The sequence below is a fragment of the Celeribacter halophilus genome, from assembly GCF_900114135.1.
GTDB lineage: Bacteria > Pseudomonadota > Alphaproteobacteria > Rhodobacterales > Rhodobacteraceae > Celeribacter > Celeribacter halophilus.
The window spans coordinates 1-21,407 of the sequence record NZ_FORY01000032.1 but is presented as its reverse complement, the minus strand read 5'-3'; the positions used below and the strand labels follow the sequence as shown (position 1 = coordinate 21,407).

Annotated in this window: 19 protein-coding genes; 4 read left to right on the top strand and 15 right to left on the bottom strand. The window is 54.9% G+C overall.

Annotated elements, in window-relative coordinates:
* Positions 1-283: 283 nt before the first annotated feature.
* Positions 284-1,609 (bottom strand): type II toxin-antitoxin system HipA family toxin, encoded by a 1,326-nt coding sequence (locus BM152_RS17660; protein ID WP_066608955.1) that lies wholly within the window; start codon positions 1,607-1,609, stop codon positions 284-286.
* Positions 1,599-1,931, bottom strand: a complete 333-nt coding sequence (locus tag BM152_RS17655; RefSeq protein WP_074914596.1) for a helix-turn-helix transcriptional regulator — start codon at positions 1,929-1,931, stop codon at positions 1,599-1,601. The genes BM152_RS17660 and BM152_RS17655 overlap by 11 nt, the downstream gene beginning before the upstream one ends.
* 153 nt (positions 1,932-2,084) lie before the next feature.
* On the opposite strand from BM152_RS17655, the gene BM152_RS17650 reads away from it, so the two are divergent.
* The gene (locus BM152_RS17650; RefSeq protein ID WP_066608952.1) at positions 2,085-2,321 is read left to right on the top strand and encodes a hypothetical protein; all 237 of its coding nucleotides are present in this window, start codon (positions 2,085-2,087) and stop codon (positions 2,319-2,321) included.
* Positions 2,322-2,347: 26 nt separating this feature from the next.
* Here BM152_RS17650 and BM152_RS17645 read toward each other — a convergent pair whose 3' ends face one another.
* Positions 2,348-4,183, bottom strand: a complete 1,836-nt coding sequence (locus BM152_RS17645; RefSeq protein ID WP_197418805.1) for a type II toxin-antitoxin system HipA family toxin — start codon at positions 4,181-4,183, stop codon at positions 2,348-2,350.
* 373 nt (positions 4,184-4,556) lie between these two features.
* Here BM152_RS17645 and BM152_RS17640 point away from each other — a divergent pair, with 373 nt between their 5' ends.
* The gene (locus BM152_RS17640; RefSeq protein ID WP_066608948.1) at positions 4,557-6,665 is read left to right on the top strand and encodes a UPF0149 family protein; all 2,109 of its coding nucleotides are present in this window, start codon (positions 4,557-4,559) and stop codon (positions 6,663-6,665) included.
* An 81-nt stretch (positions 6,666-6,746) separates the two neighbouring features.
* Here the strand turns inward: BM152_RS17640 and BM152_RS17635 are convergent, their stop codons facing one another.
* From BM152_RS17635 to BM152_RS17585, 11 genes are all read right to left on the bottom strand, one after another.
* Entirely contained in the window at positions 6,747-7,148 is a 402-nt protein-coding gene (locus BM152_RS17635) for a hypothetical protein (protein ID WP_066608945.1), read from the bottom strand.
* Positions 7,149-7,403: 255 nt separating this feature from the next.
* Positions 7,404-8,162, bottom strand: a complete 759-nt coding sequence (locus tag BM152_RS17630) for an IclR family transcriptional regulator (RefSeq protein ID WP_197418804.1) — start codon at positions 8,160-8,162, stop codon at positions 7,404-7,406.
* A 162-nt stretch (positions 8,163-8,324) separates the two neighbouring features.
* Complete coding sequence (gene dld / locus BM152_RS17625) at positions 8,325-10,010, bottom strand: D-lactate dehydrogenase (protein WP_066608938.1); 1,686 nt, start codon at positions 10,008-10,010, stop codon at positions 8,325-8,327.
* A gap of 85 nt (positions 10,011-10,095) precedes the next feature.
* Positions 10,096-11,622 carry an aldehyde dehydrogenase (NADP(+)) gene (locus BM152_RS17620; protein WP_066608937.1) on the bottom strand — a complete coding sequence of 509 codons (1,527 nt, stop codon included), beginning with the start codon at positions 11,620-11,622 and terminating at the stop codon, positions 10,096-10,098.
* A 70-nt stretch (positions 11,623-11,692) separates the two neighbouring features.
* Complete coding sequence (locus BM152_RS17615) at positions 11,693-12,607, bottom strand: dihydrodipicolinate synthase family protein (RefSeq protein WP_066608935.1); 915 nt, start codon at positions 12,605-12,607, stop codon at positions 11,693-11,695.
* A 2-nt stretch (positions 12,608-12,609) separates the two neighbouring features.
* A complete protein-coding gene (locus BM152_RS17610) occupies positions 12,610-13,785 on the bottom strand; it encodes an L-rhamnonate dehydratase (protein ID WP_066608932.1) in 1,176 nt (391 codons plus the stop codon).
* Positions 13,785-14,831 (bottom strand): 4-hydroxy-2-oxovalerate aldolase, encoded by a 1,047-nt coding sequence (dmpG, locus tag BM152_RS17605; protein ID WP_066608926.1) that lies wholly within the window; start codon positions 14,829-14,831, stop codon positions 13,785-13,787. The genes BM152_RS17610 and dmpG overlap by 1 nt, the downstream gene beginning before the upstream one ends.
* 10 nt (positions 14,832-14,841) lie before the next feature.
* Positions 14,842-15,756, bottom strand: coding sequence for an acetaldehyde dehydrogenase (acetylating) (locus BM152_RS17600; protein WP_066608918.1), 915 nt, complete (start codon positions 15,754-15,756; stop codon positions 14,842-14,844).
* A 15-nt stretch (positions 15,757-15,771) separates the two neighbouring features.
* Positions 15,772-17,055 carry a TRAP transporter large permease gene (locus BM152_RS17595; RefSeq protein ID WP_066608917.1) on the bottom strand — a complete coding sequence of 428 codons (1,284 nt, stop codon included), beginning with the start codon at positions 17,053-17,055 and terminating at the stop codon, positions 15,772-15,774.
* On the bottom strand, positions 17,052-17,555 hold the full coding sequence (locus BM152_RS17590; protein WP_066608915.1) for a TRAP transporter small permease: 504 nt from the start codon (positions 17,553-17,555) through the stop codon (positions 17,052-17,054). The genes BM152_RS17595 and BM152_RS17590 overlap by 4 nt, the downstream gene beginning before the upstream one ends.
* 155 nt (positions 17,556-17,710) lie before the next feature.
* The gene (locus BM152_RS17585) at positions 17,711-18,724 is read right to left on the bottom strand and encodes a TRAP transporter substrate-binding protein (RefSeq protein ID WP_066608913.1); all 1,014 of its coding nucleotides are present in this window, start codon (positions 18,722-18,724) and stop codon (positions 17,711-17,713) included.
* 536 nt (positions 18,725-19,260) lie between these two features.
* Here BM152_RS17585 and BM152_RS17580 point away from each other — a divergent pair.
* Both BM152_RS17580 and BM152_RS17575 read left to right on the top strand, forming a co-directional pair.
* On the top strand, positions 19,261-19,527 hold the full coding sequence (locus BM152_RS17580; protein WP_066608910.1) for a WGR domain-containing protein: 267 nt from the start codon (positions 19,261-19,263) through the stop codon (positions 19,525-19,527).
* 100 nt (positions 19,528-19,627) lie between these two features.
* On the top strand, positions 19,628-19,912 hold the full coding sequence (locus BM152_RS17575) for a hypothetical protein (protein WP_139222536.1): 285 nt from the start codon (positions 19,628-19,630) through the stop codon (positions 19,910-19,912).
* 675 nt (positions 19,913-20,587) lie between these two features.
* Here the strand turns inward: BM152_RS17575 and BM152_RS19460 are convergent.
* On the bottom strand, positions 20,588-21,407 hold an 820-nt coding region (locus BM152_RS19460), incomplete at its 5' end, for a hypothetical protein (protein WP_211314302.1).

Here is a 21,407-nt window from a genome sequence, read left to right as displayed (position 1 = left end):
TAAAAGTTGGTGACGGCCCGTAGGGGCGGCATATCATGGCGGTGTTCAGAACGCCGTCAATTCTCCATAGAGAAAGGGATATGCCACATGACGAAGACTACCATCACCAGCTTGCCTGATCCATCCGGATTTTCGACTGACCCACTGACCGAGATTTTACGATCCGGCGCGCGACAACTCATCGAGCAAGCCGGCCATAGGGTCTCCGTGGAAGCGAGAACTATCGGTGAGGCAAAGAGCCAAACCGGAAATCTCCGGCCTTCAGGCCGGGGAAGATGTTAAATCAACCGTCTCCGGCAGCGATCAGTGCGCCTTTTGCAGCGAGAAACATGTCCCGCAGAGCGGCGTGACCGTCCAGTCCTTCGATGCAATAGGTGTTCAGAAACTGCCGGCCGGCAAAGAGCTTGCGGTCGGTTTCGGTCAGCTTGGCGTGATCGCAAATGGCGTTCCACTCGCCGGCAATAGTTGAGATCTGGTCCGCGATGACTGCTGTTGCGTCATCGTCCGTGAGCAAGAAGTCTGAGGCAGCAAGAAGGCAGCTTTGGAGCGTGCTCATGCGGTTCTCGCCCTTGATGAGCATGGCCTGCGTTGCCTCGTTGCCCGTTCTGCCTTGTGGACAGATGTCATAGGCAGGCGTGAGCGTGAGCATCTTGCCGTCCCAGAACGCAGCATGGTTACGGGCATGGTCGTCAGTGTTGCCGCAAAGGATGTTGAAGACAATCCGGCCGTAAAGCTCTTTGAGCGTGTCCTTCGGCTCAGTGAAGCGGTGGCGGATGATTTCAGCCAACTCTTCATATGAGGCGTAGCGCGCCATCATTTCATCAAGGCCGAGCATCGTTAGAGCTGAAACCATGGCGTTTCGTTGCCATCCGTCATTTAATTTTGAGCGGTCGAAGCGTTCGATCAGCAGCACGTCCTTGCCACCGGCCGCGGTCATGGAGACAGGGGCAACATTGAGCCCGCACGCAGCGGCCAGCTTCATGGCGATGAATTCAGCCTTCACGACGCTGTAGAGGTCCGTGCTCGAGGAGAATTTCGCGATCAGTTTGGTATCGCCATTGTCGATCAGCGCCTTCGGGCGGGCGCCGCCGATTGACGTGCCGTGGTTCAAGGCCTGGTCGAGCGCCGGCGTAAGAGGGACGCCTTTTTCGATCCGTTCGGCGGCTTCGAGGAGTTCCTCGTACGAGGCTTCTGCTTTGAGGCGCGGGACGTATTCTGTCGCGGATTGCTGGAAGTCGAGCGCACCGATGCGATCCGAGCCCGATTCAAGCAAATAAGTGAGTTCAGTGATCTCGCGCGCGGCGGCTTCGGCAGCCTTCGCGCCGACGAGGCGATTGATAATGACACGGCGTCCCCAGGCGTCAGGAGAGCCATCACGAATGCAGCTGGCCATAGACAGACCAGCAGCCGGTTCGATCAAACCTCGACGGAGCGGGAGCTCCGGCTGGTAAATCGGGATCGCGTTCTTACGGTCAAGGTAACTGGCGCCGTAGTTGAAGGCGTAGCGGTCACCGTTCTGCGTGATGCGACCGGCGACTACCGGTTCTGTCTCTCCCGGAAGCCAAACCCAGACATAGGCCTCTATGCGCCGTGTCAACTTAGAAGTCATCATCGACCTCCTGCTTTGAAGGTCGGACGCTCTTCGGCAGAAGCGTCAGTTTCTCATCGAGGTGGGCATTGTGCATAGCGAGCGTCCGGTCGTCGAATTCGAACAAGCGGACACCCACGAGTGCGGCGACCTCAAAGACCGTGCCGATCTCGGGTCCGGGTGCGCCTTTTTCGATGTTGTAGAGCGTCGTGCGGCTGATGCCGGCGCGATCAGCAAGGTCCTGGGCGGTCATGCCACGCTCTGCGCGGCCAACGCGGATCCTCTTGCCGAGGATCGACAAAGCTTGCCGCGTGATCTTTGAGTAGCTTCTCCTGCGCTTCATGGCAATCTGCCTTTGTGCTGTTTAATGGACGCGAGATTATTTTGCGTCCAACTTATTAAACATCATACACCGAATGGAGCGTTTCTGTCAAATCTATGTTCAGTTAGATGAACTTAAGAGGTTTTAATGTCTACTTTAATGAGCCGATCGCAGATGCCTAAACCAAAGTTCCGGGTTGGGTGGTTCGACAAGGCCTCGCATGATTGCGAGGCTTTTTCTTGTGGCGTGGCGGGGACAGATCGCTGGTTCAAGGCAAGCATCACCGATCAGGTCAAAACCAACCGTCTGCGGGTCTGGTGCGCCGTGGATACGGAGGAACGCGCAGTCGGTTTTTACGGCCTGTCGGCGCACTCTGTTGGGGCAGAGACTGCTCCAGCCCAGCAGGGCTGAACAACTTGGCAATGCCCCCGCTATACTTATGTGAATGCCGCAAGCCGCTCCCTGCAAAGGGCAACCATAGCATCTGCCCGCTCCTCGATATCGCGGTCCATACCAGGAAGATCAGGCAGAGAAACGCCGTCTATGGCTTCGGCGAAGCGCTGCAAGAAATGATCAATCTCTTCGCCTACGCCGGTTGTGGCTAAACCGGCAATCGCCGCGACCTGCATGAAATCACGACGCCGCAACCGGTCATCTTTGCCGTTCAGCTTCAAGGCCATGCGATCATGTTCAAGGCTCGGGAAGACCCTGGTCGTTACCGCATCATAGAGCGGCGCGAGACGGATTGTGCTGAAGCGATCCGCAACAGGGCTGGCAATCTTTAGGAGCGCTAAATTCTTCAGGTGCATATCGCCGTCGCCGATCAACCAAGCGAATAAGGTCCGCTTGATGACCAACAGAAGATCTTCCCCGGCAGATGTTGACAGCGGTCGAACAGCACGCGTTATCTTCTCGATGGTTCCATCATACTTCGCATCGGGGGGCAGACCGAGGACCGAACAAAGATCCTCCAAAGCAAAGCGGCGTTCATCCTCTGGCGATGTGCGAATATCGAAACGCTCAACCAGTAAGGCAGGGGGCATGTCATCCGGCATTGCTACCAAAGCGATGTCTGGTGCCTCCAACCCTGAAGCACGGCCAAGAGTCATGGCAAGATACTCGATAACGGGAAGCGCCTGAAATCCGCTAGTTCCCGCCGGCTTCAAAATGTGAGTGAACGGCAAGCCCGCGCTCGGCGACAATTGGCCATCCTGCGCCAAATACATTGGCGCCTTGATCTGAACGCCAGATAGGCGCGGTGTGTCTGGCCTTTCATAAAGGCGCGCCAGCCCGGCCTCGAAATCTGCTTCAAATTTGCCGCGTCCGGGGCCGGCATAGTTTCCGGTAAACACACCGTCGCGGGCATATCGGGACAGCGACACGGACAGCATGTCTACGGGGAGCGATGTGAGCTCAGCTGCGTCTTCGCTGATCGTAATGTTGGACATATATCGTTTGCCCGAGCGCAGAAGCGCACGCTCGTCATTGTCTTTGAGAACCTTCTCGAGCCATCCCTCGGGCAACAGTGAGAGGATGAAGGGGGGTAGCCTGCCAGGAACCCGCTGTTGCACGAGCGGCAAATTGAAATTGTCTTGTGGCTGCCAACGCCATTCAAAACCGTCATGACCCAGCTGACCGACGATTTGCCCATGCCAAGCAACCGAGAACGTCAGTGCTGCTTCATTGCGAACATCCACCGCGACAGCAGAACGCAACAAATATCGCTCTGTCTGCTCCCCCTCGCGGTACCATTTGTTTTCGCGCGCTAGCGCCCAAATTGCATCCGCCGCAGCAGACGGGCTGCCGTATTCTTCAATGAGACGCGCGGCGATTTCGGTCCGCATCCCTGCATCAATCGCGCTAGCGTGCTCGCTGCGTTGCCGAAAGGCTTCAAGAAATCTCTGCCGCATCGACGAGACGGCGACTTTGAACTCCCCTGCCCCATCATCGACAATGGCAGTCGCGACCGCTGGCTGATCTGGCGCTACGTTCTGGATGATCTCCAGAGACCTGATCCGAGTACGCTGATTTCGTTTCCCGCTTATGAATAGGCGACCATCTCGCGTCGGTGCGAGGAGAGTAGCGCTGGCTGCCGAGAGATACGCCTTTGGATAAAGATAATGTGCAATCCGCACCGCATTCCGCAGAACAATTGCATCTATGTCAGCGTCGGCGTCGACATAGATGCCTCGCATAAGTTGAACAAGTTTTCCTGTCTCAGCTTGGTAGTGAGCACGGTTCTTGTCGAGGTTTTCGCCAATAAGATAGAGCAATATTTTAACTTTCGCGAATTTGAAGTACGAGATAGTTTGATTTTTTATCGCGCTCGTTATGAAATTTCAACTATCCCGCACATAACATGCGCGAAAGTTGGGCTGTAAGCGCCACTCCGAAGAGTGCCTCACACGTAGCCGCACGCACAAAAACCACAGCCAAGACCATGTTGTGGTCGTTTAATTTTGCTAGGCGTACCTTCCTGAAGGGCATTGCCAAGTTGTTCAGCCCTGCTGGGCTAGCTATAGGGCTTTAACAGGATAGCTACATCATCTCCAAAATTTTGCCGAAACCTTGAGCCAGAACGCGGTTTTGCCTTGGCCAAGTCGCAGCGTTCTGTATTGCAATAACACTAGCTGAGGAGGGATCAGGATGGATGCGTATATTTCTAAAATGGTTCGGGCCGTTGAAGCGGCAAATGTGCCAACCAAACAATCAGAGCTTTTGCGGCGCTGTGGCAAGGATTTACTTGCGAGGCCAGATCTATGCACAGATCTGATCCAGGAGGTTAAAACTGGGCCACTGTCGGACGGCCAAATGTTGGTGCTGAGCGCTGCACTGGAGGAGGCCCGCATGTCCGATGAGAACGCGCAGCGCAAAGGGCGGGCCTTCCTTGATGACATGCGCGATGTAGTGGCCGTGCTCAGTACCGACCTGACCTCTCAAGCGGCCTTGTCGCTTTCCGCCGCCTGGACGCGCGCGGGCCTCACGCCGCCACCATCTCTTGCCCATTCGGTCATTCCCGTAAATCCGGACGCTTTCGCTGGCACAGATGGCATTCCAGACATCCCTGACGAAATGTTTGACGGGATATTCAAAGGCTTCAACGAGATCGGGGAACAATCGGTTTCGGCCATGTTGGCGCTGCTCGATGAGATGCTGCCCACTCTACCACCTGAGGCCCGTTTCGCTTTTATTCGCAAACTAGCCATCTGCTCAGAGCCTCAGTGTGGAGAAGCTGTCGCAGCGCTACTACTTGCTACCGATCCCTCACTGCGTGCTGGCGCGCAGGCAGGCCTTGTTATGCGCGCAGAGGCTGGCAATTTATCGCAAACCTTATTCTCAAGGATCACGTTGATCCGAAGCTGGCTGCAGGACGAAGGGAGCTTGTGCGGCGTCGACGAGATCATCCGGTCTGCTCTTAAGAGCGGGACACAGACATCCGAGGCGCGCTTAAAGCCCAAAATTCATCGTGTCGTTTCTTCCCTGATCGATGGCAGCGGCGCTCAGAGCATCTCTATGGCAATTCAATCCGGAAGCCGTCGGGCCCTGGCGGTCGTGCTGCTCAAGCAGAGTTTTGGTGTCAAGGACGCTTTTGTGGTTCCGTGCGCTAGCGCTACTGAGCAAAAAAAAATGATCGGACAGATCCTGGATGAGGCAGGCGCGGTAGATACAACAGCGGACTACGCATTCTCCGCTTTGTCATGGGGGCTTGCAGACGGACAGGCAAACGGAACCATGCCCGCTGCAGGGCTGCTCGATGTCATTGAGACGGCAGGTTTTGGCGATTTGCGCCCGCGAGAGGCAGATATCACAGATATTGTGTCTGAAGCCGACCCAGACGGTAAAGTATCCGCACTCACAGCCCGCGCACGCGGCAGCCTGATCATGGCCAGTGAATGTTGGCCTGATCTCTTCGATATCTCGGATAGCTGGTTCGAGGACAGCGACGCATCGGCAGCCGCTATTGAAAACGCGACGACACAGAATGTGATGAACCGTAAGCTTTGGCAGCATTTGGAGGCCCGTCGTGATTTTTGGGCCATGATCTTTGCTCGCAATGCCGCCTTGCTGGCGGCCGCAAAGGATCCTACAGCCCCCGAGTTTGTCGCAGTTGCCCAAGCCATGAGGGACGGTCGCGATTTGAGGAAGACGCCGATTATGCATTTCGTGCATATGGCAAGCTTTGAAGCTTGGCTTCATCAGAATCGGCCACAAATGCAGTCTGGTGGTCTTGAGGTCACTGAAGAGCGCTTGCCAGCGGAAACGTATGCCGCAGTCGCACCATTTGGCGCACAGGAAGAAAAGGCGCTGGATAAGCTCTTGCATTCCACGCAGATCACGTTGCCCTGGATGGAGGGCTTTCTAAGTGGCCTTTGCACGGCCCCCAAGTTTATCAAGCCTTCTGAATGGGTCGTCACGATCTTCAACATCGTGGTCGAAGATCTAGACTCAGACGACAACCTGCAAAAGCTTCTCGATTTGATCGTGCTTGCCTACAATCACCGCCTGTCGCTGCTTCGTGATGAGGCCTCTTTGGATGAATTGTTCCCATCCGATCCGATCCTGTTCTCCATATGGGCAGACGGTTATCTCACGGCTTGGGAAGCCCACAAATCCCACTGGCCCATTAAATCTCTCGGCAAGGAGAGCAAAGCTATGCGAGCAATCCTTGAACAGGCGGCGGATTTCAAAACAAGTACCGACCAAGCGCCAACGCTACGTAAATGGTTGATCGCGTGCGCCGAAAAACAGAAGTGATGCCGCTAATTTGTTGACTGTCCGGATATTAACATCTTCCCCGGCCTGAAGGCCGGGGAAGATGTTAAGGCAATGTCCTTATTAGACAGGGTTCTGGTTATTGTCCCCAGGATCTGATGGCATGTCGTCTTCATCATTGGATGATGTTCCATCCATTGTATCAGCCCAGCCGCCGCCAAGACCAAAATCAAACTCGCCAGACCCGAAATGATAGCCGCCGTTCAACTCAACATACGTGTTGTCCATAAGATAGGCGGCCCCGACAGAGCCGCGCCAGCTTTGGCTCCCGAACATGTAGTCCATACCGATTGATGCCGCAGCTTTGTCTTCTTCATCATCAGAGAACACGCGAACACCGACACCAGTATTCACCCCGCCACTACCAAACGTAAAGTTAAGACCAAAGCCGACGGTTGGGTCGGCAAAAGCGGGAGTGGACAAAGCCACTACAACTGCGGTCGCTGAAAAAGTCTTTTGGAACATGATACCCTCCCAATCACGCTACTCCTTTGCTTAAGGAGCTGCGATTAATATTGCTGCCGAACATAGGCGCGAGAAGGAATTGTAGCATATATCGCATAAACCGAACAGACTGTCGGCTAATAACAACCTTGCTCTGGTTACGGATCAGACCACGGTAGCGCCATTTGACGCAATCCGTACACGCCCGATGGACAGGGCGACTTCAGCAAGTTAGTGAAAGCGGTGCTCCCTGGTCAAGAAGATGTCAGGCAACACTTAGCGGGGACAAAATCCGATTTCCCGGCTGATGTGGTCTGCGGCAGATTTCACATGTGGCACCAATTCACTCATGCGCACCTCGGGCAGATACGCAACAGCGCTAGAGGCGCTAATGGCCGCAACAATCCGCCCCATATGGTCCCGGACTGGCGCTGCAACACATCGGATCATTGGACTGTCATCCCCAAGGTCCAAAGCATAGCCGCCAGCACAATATTCCTCCATCCGTGTCAGGAAAATTGCGGGGTCTTCATCGCGAGGCTCTGATGCCCGGTTCAGATGCAGCACCTCTTTGAGGGTTACCAAATCGTCATCGAGCATTAGTGCCATGCCAATGCCAGTCGTCGTCAACGGCCGGCGGCCACCGACTTGCGAATTGATTTCGACCGGCCGATTTCCTTGTATTTTGTCCAGATAAACAACCTCTGGGCCACTTCGGATGCCAAGGTGTACAGTTGCTCCAACTTCAGAAGCCAGTGCCTTGAGAAAAGGATGCGCTATGCGCACGATATCCATGTCGCCTCTGGCTTTAAAACCCAGTTCGATCAGCTTAGGCCCCAGCTCATACTCTCGGTTACGCGGTGTGCGCAAAAAACCGCGCTCAGCCAGCACCGCCGCAAACCGGTGGGTTGTACTATAGGACATGCCCGTGTCCTTTGAGATATCGGACAGTGAGCTTGCCCCGCGTGCAACGGCCTCCAGCACATCGAGCCCTCGCACCAGAGTTTGGCTTTTTTGCGGCTTGTCTTCTGCCACGGTGGCGTCCCTCATATTTGGATTGCAACCTCTCACTGATAAACCTCAACATATAAATACACGAGAATGTTTCGTGCCTGGCTTTACAGAGCCAATGTTCTCTCGGCAGATGTTACAAATATTTCTTTTGATTTCGGAGCGGTCAATGGTCTCGGTATGAGATCATTGCCAGTTTTTTCGACGGCTGGTTTTACCGATGCCTGGATTGAATGTATTGGTTGGATCGAGCTTACGGTAAAACTTTTTCAACTCTAACGGAGCATCATAAAGGTGCCCCACGTTGTGTTCCGCTGGATAACGAATACCTTTTTCGTCCATCTGCTGCAGCATCCGCGCCTTGAGGTCTGCTACAGATACACCTTTTCGGACCAGATATTCCTGATGCAGGACATGACAGAAAAAGTGGCCACATACAGAGCGCGCCACAAGGTCCGAATTGATATCCTCTGGCAATTCGGGCAACCAGTCCATCGTGTTACGCGGCAGCGCCACATCGAGCGCTAGAATGTCTTCGACCTGCCGCGAATGCGCCGCCTTATAGCGTCCCGGCACCCCGCCAAAGGTAAAACGATGCAGAAATGCCGCGTCGCCAACCGCATCACTACATTCAAAAAAATCGCCATACGCGGTCGGGAAGATTGAGCTTAGATAAGTGCGGGCCTCTTCTACGCCCTTGCCCCCCATACGAATAATGAGATGATGCTCATAACTTTTGTTATAGGCACGAATTGGCTTGGGGAGATGATTGGGAGTGATGCGCATAAGCGCTTGAATGAGGCGATCGGAAATGCCGGCGCCAAACCCAAGTCGCTCTGTGATACCGTCAAACCAGTTTTTAAGACCAAAGGCCTTGGGGATCGCATTTGTACCAAAATGTTTGATGAGCAGAAACACGTCCTTACCGTAGCGTTCGGCCAGTTCAAAGCCCTCGCGCTGCATGTACTCACCGGCAATAGGAAGGTTTTCGAAGCTGCTCAGTATATGCCGCCGAATTCGAGTAAGCTCGTCGGGATCATTGGTGCCGATATAGAACACCCGCGTGTTGTCTTGTTTCGCAAACGTATCCAGCCTTAACGCAAAAACTACAATTTTTCCGGCACTGCCCGATGCTTCAAAATGAAGACGCGGATCGCCATTGTAACGGGCTGGCGTATCAGCCTGAATGTCTCGAACATGGCTCTGATAGGCGCGGTCTGATGCACGCCGCTCGCCTGCATCCTCAATGTCGCCATCGTCATAAGCCCCAGCATCAAGCCTTCGCAGGATGTCTTCCGGAGTCTCGCCTAGAGATATCCCGAGATGGTTTACCAGTCTAAGTGTTCCATCCGCACCAAGCTCGGCATAAAGCGACATCTCGGTATAGGCCGGTCCGCGCTGCACCAGAGACCCGCCGGAATTGTTGCACACACCGCCCACGATCGAAGCGCCGATACTGGTCGATCCAATGACCGAATGTGGTTCACGTCCGAAAGGTTTCAGTTGTTGTGTCAAACGATCGAGCGTAGCGCCCGGCAAGGCTACGATTTCTTTCGCCCCATGGATGGTATCGATACGCGACAGGCGCATGGTGTTAATGATCAAAACCGGCCGATCATATTCCCCGGAGGGGGTCGAGCCGCCCGTCAGTCCGGTGTTCGCCGCCTGCACAATGATCGCGACCTCGGCAGCAACCGCCACTTTCAACACCCGCCACAACTCAACCAGACTTCCAGGTCTCACCACGGTCAGCGCTCGTACCTGCCCAAAGCGAAAGCCTGTCCGGTAGCGCCGCGTGGACCGCTCTCCGGTCAGAAGATGCTCCCTGCCGACAATCGACTGGAGTTCTGAAATTAGCCCATCTTTGCTCATGGTGGCTTTGCTCCTGACGGATGCCTGTGGGTGATCTGGACCGGCTATGAAGGCCGGTCCACTCGGTTTCATAGAGAGCTTGCTGTTAAACAAGATCCGCAGGCAACACGGCCTCTGGGATGTTCTGGAAGCAAACCGGGCGCAGGAAACGACGAATTGACATCGTGCCGACCGAAGTCGCGCCAAAATTGGTCGACGCCGGATAAGGGCCGCCGTGTACCATAGCATCAGCCACTTCAACCCCAGTGGGGAAGTTGTTCGCCATGACCCGGCCAGCCTTGCGTTCCAGAACCGGTAAAAGCTTGCGTGCCAACAGCGCGTCGCCAGCGTCCATATGAAGGGTCGCGGTCAGTTGCCCCTCAAAGCCCTTGGCCAGCTCCACCATCTGCTCCGGCGTCTCGGTACGGATGACCAGACCTAGCGGCCCAAAGACTTCTTCGCCCAGAGCGTGATCCTGCAGATAGGTTTGCGCATCGGTCTCATATAGGTTCGGAGAGGCGCAGCGCCCTTCGCTTTCGGTCTCAAGCACCGGACGAACAGAATTACGGTCATGAAACCGTGCTTTCCCTGCTGCATAGGCTGCCGCGATACCATCAGTGAGCATGGTTTGAGGCGCAACGGCGCTCAATGCTTGTGCCGCAGCAGCAACGATGGCGTCTCCATCAGGCCCTTTGGCAATCACCGCGATGCCAGGATTGGTACAGAACTGCCCTGCTCCCATAGTCAACGAACCGGCCCAGCCCGCGCCAATGGTGTCACCGCGCGCGGCAGCAGCTTCAGGCAGGATAAACATTGGGTTGACGGAGCCTAGCTCGCCGAAGAAGGGGATTGGCTCAGGGCGCTGTGCGCATAGATCGAAAAGCGCACGCCCACCTCCCAAAGAACCAGTGAAGCCCACGGCCTTGATCAGAGGATGTTGTACAAGTGCAGTGCCGACATCACGTTTCCCGCCTTGAATAAGAGAGAAGACACCCTTTGGCATGCCAGTCTTGTCAATCGCAGCGTGGATCGCCTCGGCAACAATCTCACCAGTGCCGGGGTGGGCAGAATGCCCTTTGACCACAACCGGGCAACCAGCAGCCAGCGCCGCTGCTGTGTCCCCACCAGCGGTCGAAAAGGCCAAGGGGAAATTTGAAGCGCCGAAGACCGCCACAGGGCCAATAGGGCGCTGGATCATCCGCAGTTCGGGGCGCGGGAGAGGTTGGCGATCGGGCAATGCCTCGTCGATGCGCCGGTCGAGATAAGCACCTTCTCGGATATGGGTCGCAAACAGGCGCAACTGCCCGGTAGTCCGGCCACGCTCACCTTGCAAGCGACCTTCTGGAAGACCTGTTTCCTGTGTGCCGATCTCGGTGATTGCTTCGGCACGAGCTTCGATTTCGTCTGCAATAGCCTCTAGAAAGACCGCACGCTCTTCCCGAGAGGTATATCCATAGGTCCAGAAGGCATCTTCAGCGGCCTCGCAGGCGGTGTTGACGAGATCGACCGTACCGACGCTAAACTTATACGACGGCCCGTGAGCGGGTTCAGAGGCAAAGGTTTCTGCACTGGCAACCCAGTCGCCCGCCACAAGATGTTTGCCGTGCGGAGTGAAAACAGACGTATCAGTCATGCTGCATCCTTTCGATTTTTATGACGTATCAGACCGGAACGCAGGAATGCGCTCCGGTCACGCTCGGAGTTCAGTGACCCCAGCGCATTGCAATCGGGTCTAGAGGGCGCAAAAGACCAAGAAGCTCATTGCGGGTTTCTGTGCCCAGTGGTGCAATCGGATGACGGCAGAATTCTGAGGCGAAGACCTTGCCTTCGACCATTGCAGCCTTGGCAGCACGGAAGCCACACTGCCGGTTTTCGTGCTGCACTGCAGGCAAAATACGGGCATAGCCCGCCACCGCGCGTTCACGATCACCTTCACGATGGGCTTGTACAACGCCCCGGATGTGTTCCGTGATCATGGCCGAACACATGGTGCCGACAGCGCCGGCGTCCAGATCGGCCAGCATGGTCACGCCTTCCTCACCATCCAAGGGGCTGACGACAGCGTCACCGCCCTCTGCGATCAGCGCCCGCAATTTCGTGGCCGCCCCCGTGCATTCAATCTTGAAGTGCTGAACCATCTCAATCTCGCGAGCCATTTTGACCAGGAGCGACACCGGAAGCTCAACACCCGACAAAGGCGCGTCCTGCACCACAATCGGAATGCCGACTTCACCGACTTTTCTGAATTGCTCAAAAGTCTGCTCTGGCGTGCCCCGCATTAGAGCCCCGTGATAGGGGGCCATGATCATGACACTGGCCGCACCGCAATCCTTGGCGAACCGCGCACGCTCTACTACGATAGGCGTGGCAAAATGCGACACAGTCACCATCACCGGAATGCGCCCGGCCACATGTTCCAGAGACAACCGGGTCAGGATTGCGCGCTCCTCATCCGAAATCAGGAACTGTTCGGAGTAATTGGCGAGAATACAGACACCATCGGCGCCTTGATCAATAATGCAATCCAGAACCCTCTTCATGCCATCCAGGTCCAGTGTCCCGTCGTCATTGAAGGGCGTAGGGGCAACAGGCCAAGCGCCGGTCTTTTGAACAGTCATCGTCATTCCTCAATCTCGAAATTATGCAGGTGTTTGTCACTGATGGAGATCCCGAGGCCGGGCAGGTCGTCGTCCAGTTGCAGGAAACCATCGACCGCATCCGGATCGCCCTCGAAAATGTAGTAAAATAGCTCATTGCCAACCTCGACATCGAAGACAGGGAAGTATTCCGAGATCATGCAATTGGTGTTGGCCATGGTCAGATGATAATTGTGCATCTGTCCGGCATGCGGGATCACCGGAACCTGGAAGGCTTCAGCAATAGCGTTGATTTTTTGCGCGGCAGTGATGCCGCCCACGCGATTGGTATCATATTGCAGAACTGAAACCGCCTTCTTCTCGATCAGGTCTTTGCAGCCGATGACCGAGAATTCATGCTCACCACCGGAAATCGGAACGATATTCAGAGCGTTCAACTCGGCATATCCTGCGACATCATCCGCAATGACAGGCTCTTCAAGCCAGCGGGGCTCGAACTGGGCCAGTTTGGGCAACATCCGCTTGGTGTAATCAAGGTTCCAGCCCATATAGCATTCGAGCATCAGGTCGACATCGTAGCCAATGACCTCGCGCACCGCTTCCACCCGTTTAAGGTTTTCACGCATGCCCGCCATGCCATCCTTAGGACCCCAGCCAAAGCGCATCTTATAGCCGGTGTAGTTGTTCTTCTTCGCCTCTTCCGCCTCGGCCTGCATTGCCTCGACCGAACCGGAATAGAGCTTGGAGTAATACACCGGGATTTTTTCCTTGGTACGACCACCCAATAGCTTGAACACCGGCTTGCCAGCCAGCTTGCCCATCAGGTCCCAGATCGCGATGTCGATGGCCGAAATTGCGGTCATGCCGATACCCTTGCGCCCCCACGCATGGCTACGGCGATACATTTTTTCCCAGATATAAGCGTAATCAAACGGATCTTCGCCGATGACCAGAGGCGCGAACCACTCATCGATAGCCGCTTTGACAACACGCGGAGCGAGAGCCGCATTGCCGATACCAATGGTGCCGTCCTCAGTTTCAATCTCCACCGTTAACCATTGGTGAAAACGGAAGCTGCCCATAGCATCACCACCACGGTGGATCACGTCAGAGGCATTCGTACAGAAATTTCCCGAAGGCGGAACAGTCGGCCCGGTCCAGTTCCAGACACGGGTACGAACGGATTTGATTTTAGTCATCACGCTATCTTCTCTTTGTGTGTGGCCCCGGATGCGGCGGCCATTGTCAAGGCAAGGTCTTCGATCATGTCTTCCTGTCCGCCGACCATGCCACGACGGCCGAGCTCCAGAAGAATGTCACGGGCGGGCACGCCGTAACGTTGTGCGGCCCGTTCCGCGAAAAGCAGGAAAGAACTGTAAACACCGGCATAGCCCAGGATCAGGGAGCTCCGGTCAACGCGGATCGGGCGCTGCATCATGGGCAGCACCAGTTCCTCGGCAGCATCCATCAGAGTAAACAGATCGGTACCAGTATCGGCCCCCATCCGCTCGAACACGGCAGCCAGAACCTCCGTGGCGGCATTCCCCGCGCCAGCTCCGAGACCGGCAAAAGCACCGTCGATCCGGTTCGCCCCCGCCTCGACTGCCGCCACGGAGTTGGCAATGCCCATACCCATGTTGTTATGGCCATGAAATCCCAGCTCCGTTTCCGGGCGTAGGGCCTGGCGGAGCGCACCGATCCGGGCGGTCACATCGGCAGGCAGCATGTAGCCAGCTGAATCCGTGCAATAGACGCAGCCCGCACCGTAGCTTTCCATTTTTAATGCTTCCGCAGCCAACGTTTCCGGATCCGCGCGATGCGACATCATCAGAAAACCCACGGTATCTAAGCCGGCTTCGCGCGCCGCACCGATATGTTGCTCGGAAGTGTCAGCCCCCGTGCAATGAGTGGCAACGCGAACGCCGGAAATGCCTGCTTCGATCGCCTCTTTCAGATTGTCGAGCGTACCAATGCCGGGGATCAAAAGCGCGGAGATACGGATTTGGCTAACTGCGTCGCGTACCGCGGCGATATAGCTCGCGTCCGTTTCCGCACCAAAACCGTAAGTGACCGATCCACCGCCTAGGCCATCGCCATGAGTGACTTCAATCCACGGCAAGCCGCCCTGGTCCGCCGCTTTGGCGATTGCGACCATCTGGTCCTTACTAATCTGATGACGCATCGGGTGCATCCCGTCGCGCAGGCTCATTTCGTGCAGGGTAATTTTGCGATTTTCAAGTGACATCCGGCTCTCCTCAGGCAGTCCGCTCAGGCAGTGTTATCGCCTGAGAGCTCACTTCGATGGCGAAGGTTTCAGCGGTGCGCAAAGCTGACGAGGTCATGATGTCGATATTGCCCGCATATTGCGGCAGGTCATCACCCAGCCCCTCAATCTCGACATAGATCGACACACGATTGCCCGTGAAGACCAGTCCGTTGACAAGCCTGTAACCGGGAACATAGTCCTGTACCTGCTGCACCATAGCGGCAACGGAGGCGCGGATTGCTTCCTCGTCGGGGGTGCCTTCAACTAAACAATGAATCGTATCGCGCATCAAAAGCGGCGGCTCGGCGGGATTTGCGATGATCATTGCTTTACCCTTGTCCGCACCACCAACCTGCTCGATGGCATTGGCTGTAGCTCGGATAAATTCATCGATGCTCTTACGCGTGCCCGACCCGATAGATTTGGAAGACACTGTGGCCACTGTTTCGGCATAGGTGACGTGTTGCACCTGTGAAATCGCAGCAACCATGGGGATGGAGGCCTGACCAGCGCAGGTCACCATGTTCACATTCATCTCAAGCTTGCCCGTATGTGCCCTCATATTGACCGCCGGAATGCAATACGACCCGGTGGCTGCCGGCATAAGATCAATCATCAATACACCAAGCGCATTGAGTTCGCGTGCGCTTGCCGCAAGCGCATAAGCCGAGGTCGCATCGAAGGCGATGCGGATATCATCGTTGCGCACATGCGCCAGAAGCGCATCCACTCCTTCGGTCGAGGTTTTTAGGCCCATGTCACGCGCCCGCACTAAGCCCTCCGAATCCGGATCAAGCCCCACCATCCAAATCGGCTCAAGCCATTCCGACCCCTGTAGTTTCATCAGGAGGTCAATTCCGGTATTGCCGGATCCGATCACTGCTACTTTCAATTTTTGCGTCATCTCAGATCTCCAAAATTACATGCCCAAGAGCGATGGCAGCCAGAGGGACAAGCCCGGCACATAGGTGATGATCAGCAACAGGATGAGCAGCAGAACCAGCGGTCTCATGGCTCCTCGGATCACATCGGTCAGGGAAATCTGCGCCACGCGAGACGCGACAAAGAGGTTCACGCCGACGGGTGGAGTCACCATGCCGATTGCGAGGTTAACAATCATGATGATGCCGAAATGCTCTGGACTAATGCCAAGCGCGGTAACGAGCGGCAGAAGGATCGGCGTCATGATGATGATCGCAGCCAGGGTCTCCATGAAGGTCCCGATGATCAGCAGAAGAACATTCAAAATCGCCAGCAGAACGAGGGGGTTCGACACCGTTTCTGTGACCAGTTCTGCCAGCATCGCAGGGATGCGCTCGATTGCCAGAACCCGGCCGAAAACGGTTGCGGTGCCGACGATCAGCATCACTGTGGCCGTGGTCAGCGCCGCGCTTGCAAAGATCTTGTATAGAGTGCGCAGTTTCAGTTCACGGTAGATAAATAGACCAACGATCAATCCATAGGCTACCCCGACGGCGGCCGCTTCAGTCGGTGTGAAAATCCCGCCATAAATCCCGCCAAGGATAATGACCGGCACCAGCAGCGCCCATTTCGCATCCCACAGGATCACCAGCGCCTCGCGACCGCTAATGCGTTCACTTTGCGGTTTCTGTCCGTCGCGGCGCGATTGCCACCATGCGAACAGGATCAAGCTTACACCAATCAGAAGGCCGGGAATGATGCCCGCCATGAACATTTTGGTCACCGAGACGTTTGCAGAGGTCGCGTAGATCACCATGGGAATGCTTGGCGGAATGATCACACCGAGACTACCCGCAGAAGCCACAAGCCCCGCCGAGAAAGATGGCCGGTAGCCTTCACGTGCCATAGCCGGAAACAGGATCGCCCCGATAGCTGCGACAGTTGCCGGACCCGAGCCCGAAATGGCTGCAAAGAACACGCAGGTCGCGACGGCGATGATCGCCAACCCACCGCTGTAGCGGCCAAAGAAAATCTTGCCGGTGTTCAAAAGTCGTTGTGACAATCCCCCCTGTCCCATCAGTTCACCAGAGAGAATGAAGAAGGGGACCGCCATCAGCGGAAAACTGTCAATTGAGGTGACGAGCCCTTGCGGAATGAAATTTGTTCCGACCTTACCGGAAATGATGAGTGCAGCGGTGGAGGCCAGTCCGAGTGAAATCGCAATTGGCGTACCAACGAGGAGAAACAGGATGAAAAGCCCGAAAAGCGTAAGGGAGATCATGATGCACCCCCGTTCTTGTCGTTCGTATCTTCATCCGTGCGTAATGCTATGATCTCAACCCGGAGTTTTTGCCCCAGACGTACCAGGACCAGAGCGAACCCGACCACCGGTGCCATGTAGACCCAAGCCATGGGGATGCCCAAAGATGATGATTTCTGGCCAAAACGCAGCAATTTCTCCACTAAGAACCAACCCTCCCAGACGACCAGCAAGGCAAATACACCGATCAGACAGATCGCAAGCATACGAAACCACGGGTGCAAACGTTCCGGGAAAAGATCAATTGCAGCGGTCACATTGACATGCGCGCTGTGTTTCACGCCATAGGCCACGCCCAGGTAGGTCATCCATACAAAGCAGTATCTCGCAGCTTCGTCAGACCAGGAGAGCGACGCGGAGAAGACATATCGCATGATCACCTGCATCACGATTAGGGTGCTCATCACAGCAAGAAGAATGACGATCAACGCCTCTTCCAAATGGTCATCGAGAAATTTCATCGTTTGCCTCGCTGGATACCCGGTCCTTCAGGTGGGAGAAGATGTTAAGGGGCATCCGTGTCGTGAGACGCACCTGCCTGGGCCATGGGCCACATGTTAAGGTGCGTCTGGGAAAGGAGATGCCCGCCGTTCTGATGCTGGCGGGCATAGGAGAGTTATTCGCCTTTCGCGGCGGCCACGACTTTTTGAACCAACTCGTCACCAACTTTTTCTGCGACGAGATCGTAAACCGGAGCCATTTGTTCCGAGAAGGCTGCGAGCTCTTCATCAGTCAGGTCGGTAATCGTCACCTCAGGCATGGCGGCCATCGCTTTATCATCAGCCTCAATCGCAAGGGCACGTTGGTCTGCCGTTGTCTCCGCAACAGCCTGCATGAAGATTTCGCGGTCTTCATCAGACAACATCGCCAGAGTGTCCGGGCTCATCAACAGAACCCAAGCACCGTAAAGGTGATTGGTGCGCGAAATGTAGCTCTGAACTTCGTTGAACTTCATGTCGTAGAACAGGTTAATCGGGCTTTCCATCGCATCGAACGTACCCTGCTGAAGCGATGTGAAGAGCTCAGAGAAGGACAGCGGCGAAGGGTTCGCGCCCAGCTCACGCCAGGTGGCAATATGCACTTCGTTTTCCATTGTGCGCATCTTCATGCCCGCCAGATCGTCAGGGGTATGCACCACTTTTTTGTCGTTTGCGAGCTGACGGAAACCATTCTCCCAAAAGGCGAGCCCCACAAGGCCCACGTTTTGCAAACCATCGAGAAGATCGTGACCGACTTCACCATCGAGAACGCGGAAAACGGCATCACGGTCCTTGAACGCAAACGGCAAATCCAGGACGAAGAAGTCCTGGTCAAAGCTCGCCACCGGCGCAGTGGAAACATAGGCCATGTCAAGATTTCCGAGCTGGATTGACTCAATCTGCTCACGTTCACCGCCAAGCTGGCTGTTCGGGAAAATCTGGATGCCAATACGGCCATCCGTCCGCTCCATAAGACGATCGTTCAGCATCTCCAGCGCTGCATGCCCGGTGCTCGTCAGGGCCGAAGAATGCCCCGCACGCAGCAACATGTCGGGCTCAGCCAGCGCAGCCGAGGCGAAGCAGCTTGTTCCTGCCATCAGCGCAGCCGCCATTGTTCCGCGCAAAGCCGCGGAAAGTTTATTGAACGTCATGTCAATCCTCCCAGATCAAATCTCTCCCCTGAATGTCACTTGGCGGGGGAGATTAATTCCATGGATCAGCCTCCTGCGGATCCATCTGTGGGGCGGAACGTAAAAATTCTCTCAAATATTGTCAAATACTATATTTAGTTCTCATATGTTGAGAAGTTATTGAATTGAGGTCTCTGGGATACTTTGATGGCAGAAAGCACAAAAACTCATTAACAAATTGAAAATAATAGCTATTTAAAATACCCGAACGCCTAATAAAGCTGCTCCACCCCATGCTTGCAAAACCTCACGCGCAAGGGGTCAAAAAGCCGGCGAGGCGGGACACACAAAAAGCTCACGGGTAAAGATTCGAAGGAACTCCGGTGAAGCCACCAGTTTCGCCAGCATTGAGCATCCCCACTATCAGACCAAACCCGGCTTTGGCTAAGCGACTTGCTTAAAGCCGCCCCTCCTTGCTCGCGAACTTTACGCTGAAGAACATTATAGAAACATACAGCATTTTCTGGTAAGCTTCAGGCACAAGAAGGATCTGCCGCATGCTGGAAACGCTCGAAAGATCAGAAGATATTGTTATACTGATCGAGCTGAAAAAGACCGACGAGACACAGAACATGCACCGCTTCTATCGCATGTCGCTTCAGCCTGATTTGTTCGGAAATATCAGTCTTTTGCGGGAGTGGGGACGCATCGGGTCTCGCGGACAAATACGCGTCGACACCCATCAAGAAAAAGCCGAGGCAATAAAGGCCATGGCCAAACTCACTACTGAAAAGCAGCGACGCGGATATAGGCTTGCTCACTAGAAAACCACGCCGCTCACGACCGTTCGCATTCAGCCTGCCAGCCAACACTCGCTTCTGTTCGCGCTGTTGCGCGGTCTCATGCAGATGCTAAGCTCCTCGCATGTTTCGTCGCACCTTCACACCTCCCCCAGCGCAACCTCTCGAGCCTGAATCTTCGCTCCAGCGCCCTGCAGAGGACGGTTTGCAACCAGAACGACCAGCGGGGACGGATCAGGCAACATTTCGCGCCTTAGCCTCGTCTTTATCTGAACAGGGCGACCTGGCTGAATTCCGCGATCATTTACTCATCGCCATTTCGCAAGCGGATATTTCTGGATTTGAGGGCACCAAACAGGCGCTCATTGCCATGCTCAAGGACGTGGAAGAAGAGTTGCAAAGCATGTGATTGAGCGCCGCAATTCGGCGCATGGACATTTTCAGAGTTTGCCGCGCAGCCCAGGCCGACCTACCCATAGCCCCGCCCACTGGCAAAAATGCCGCCCGCAGAGGCGATATGCGGCTCTCTGGACGAGGTTTGGACGCTTTTATGAGGTTAGGTAGCCGAATGATCTCTACCGGCCTCTGAAAGGCGTTTTTTGCAGATTTTCTTTTTTGGAATTTTTGGCCGCCGATGAATGCGGCTTTTCACTGAGGCTTCCCGCCCTCAATTCCGGCTCACTGCAGCGTGTCGGCCCCCCCTAATTTTTTACCGCGAAAAAGCGCTTAAATTTGACACCTAAAAAGTTTGAAAACCGCTGACGGAAAAAGGCCATTTTAAGTTTTTTTCGTACAGACGTAAACTGCGAAAAGTATGTTATACCGCCGTTTGGAAGTGTACGAAGCCCTACACCGCCGTTTCACTATGTACGAGAGAACATTGAATTTTTCCGATTTTCGGTGCCTCAAAAACCGGTGACGGGCGACCCCTCAAACCCCGTCACCAAATCGGGCATTTTTCAAGCTCTGCTTTTCGAGCTGATTGACTGCCAGCACGCCAAATGCTCCGCGAACCTCGGCTTTACTCCCCTACCCTGCCGCTAAAAGCGACCGCAGGGGCGATATGGGGGCCTCTGGATAGCCTTTAAGCTTTTTTATGTGCTTGGTAGCCAAAAGGCTTTTGGCGAACTCTGAGGGCCGTTTTTTGAGGTTTTTTGTTTTGGGGAATTTTAGGTCGCCAAGAAAGGCGGCTTTTCACTGAGGCTTCCCGGATCTCAAATCCGCCTCGGAATCCAGCTTGTAGATGCACCCCAAACGGACCCTCAAAATCGCCCCCTAAAAGTTCAAAAACCGCTGACGGGAAAAGGCCATTTTTAGTTATTTTCGTACATACGATTACGCCGAACAGTATGTTATACCGCCGTAAAGTTATGTACGAAACCTGACAACGCCGTAAAGCTATGTACGAGAGATGATTGAATTTTTCCGATTTTCGGTGTCTCAAAAACCGGTAACGGGCGACCCCCCAAATCCCGTCACCAAATCGGGCGTTTTCAAGCTCTGTTTTTCGAGCTGATTGATTGCCAACACGCCAATTGTTCCGCGAATTTCGACACTGACCGCCTCCCCCGCCGCCATAAGCGGCCGCAGAGGCGATATGCGGCCCGATGGATGGCCTTTGGGCTCTTTTGGGTATTTGGGTAGCCAAAACGCATTTATAGACCTCTGAGGGTCGTTTTTTGAGGTTTTTTTGTTTTGGGAGATTTTTGGGCGCGTGTTGCCCTAAAATTTTAAACGCTCCAACGGCCATACGGAAACGTCCGCAGGGTTGTGGGCGTGGCGCTCTGACAAAAAGATAAATTTTCGGCTGGAAAGTTTGAACCTCGCATGGCCTGCGCCAATGCTTTGCTTTCCCCGCGCGCTTTGCTTTCCCCGCGCGCCAATGCTTTGCTTTCCCCGCGCGC

Coding starts and splice junctions, on each gene's coding strand:
- BM152_RS17660 (WP_066608955.1), bottom strand. CDS start 1,609: ATGACTTCTAAGTTGACACGGCGCATAGAGGCCTATGTCTGGGTTTGG.
- BM152_RS17655 (WP_074914596.1), bottom strand. CDS start 1,931: ATGAAGCGCAGGAGAAGCTACTCAAAGATCACGCGGCAAGCTTTGTCG.
- BM152_RS17650 (WP_066608952.1), top strand. CDS start 2,085: ATGCCTAAACCAAAGTTCCGGGTTGGGTGGTTCGACAAGGCCTCGCAT.
- BM152_RS17640 (WP_066608948.1), top strand. CDS start 4,557: ATGGATGCGTATATTTCTAAAATGGTTCGGGCCGTTGAAGCGGCAAAT.
- BM152_RS17635 (WP_066608945.1), bottom strand. CDS start 7,148: ATGTTCCAAAAGACTTTTTCAGCGACCGCAGTTGTAGTGGCTTTGTCC.
- dld (WP_066608938.1), bottom strand. CDS start 10,010: ATGAGCAAAGATGGGCTAATTTCAGAACTCCAGTCGATTGTCGGCAGG.
- BM152_RS17620 (WP_066608937.1), bottom strand. CDS start 11,622: ATGACTGATACGTCTGTTTTCACTCCGCACGGCAAACATCTTGTGGCG.
- BM152_RS17615 (WP_066608935.1), bottom strand. CDS start 12,607: ATGACTGTTCAAAAGACCGGCGCTTGGCCTGTTGCCCCTACGCCCTTC.
- BM152_RS17610 (WP_066608932.1), bottom strand. CDS start 13,785: ATGACTAAAATCAAATCCGTTCGTACCCGTGTCTGGAACTGGACCGGG.
- dmpG (WP_066608926.1), bottom strand. CDS start 14,831: ATGTCACTTGAAAATCGCAAAATTACCCTGCACGAAATGAGCCTGCGC.
- BM152_RS17600 (WP_066608918.1), bottom strand. CDS start 15,756: ATGACGCAAAAATTGAAAGTAGCAGTGATCGGATCCGGCAATACCGGA.
- BM152_RS17595 (WP_066608917.1), bottom strand. CDS start 17,055: ATGATCTCCCTTACGCTTTTCGGGCTTTTCATCCTGTTTCTCCTCGTT.
- BM152_RS17590 (WP_066608915.1), bottom strand. CDS start 17,555: ATGAAATTTCTCGATGACCATTTGGAAGAGGCGTTGATCGTCATTCTT.
- BM152_RS17585 (WP_066608913.1), bottom strand. CDS start 18,724: ATGACGTTCAATAAACTTTCCGCGGCTTTGCGCGGAACAATGGCGGCT.
- BM152_RS17580 (WP_066608910.1), top strand. CDS start 19,261: ATGCTGGAAACGCTCGAAAGATCAGAAGATATTGTTATACTGATCGAG.
- BM152_RS17575 (WP_139222536.1), top strand. CDS start 19,628: ATGTTTCGTCGCACCTTCACACCTCCCCCAGCGCAACCTCTCGAGCCT.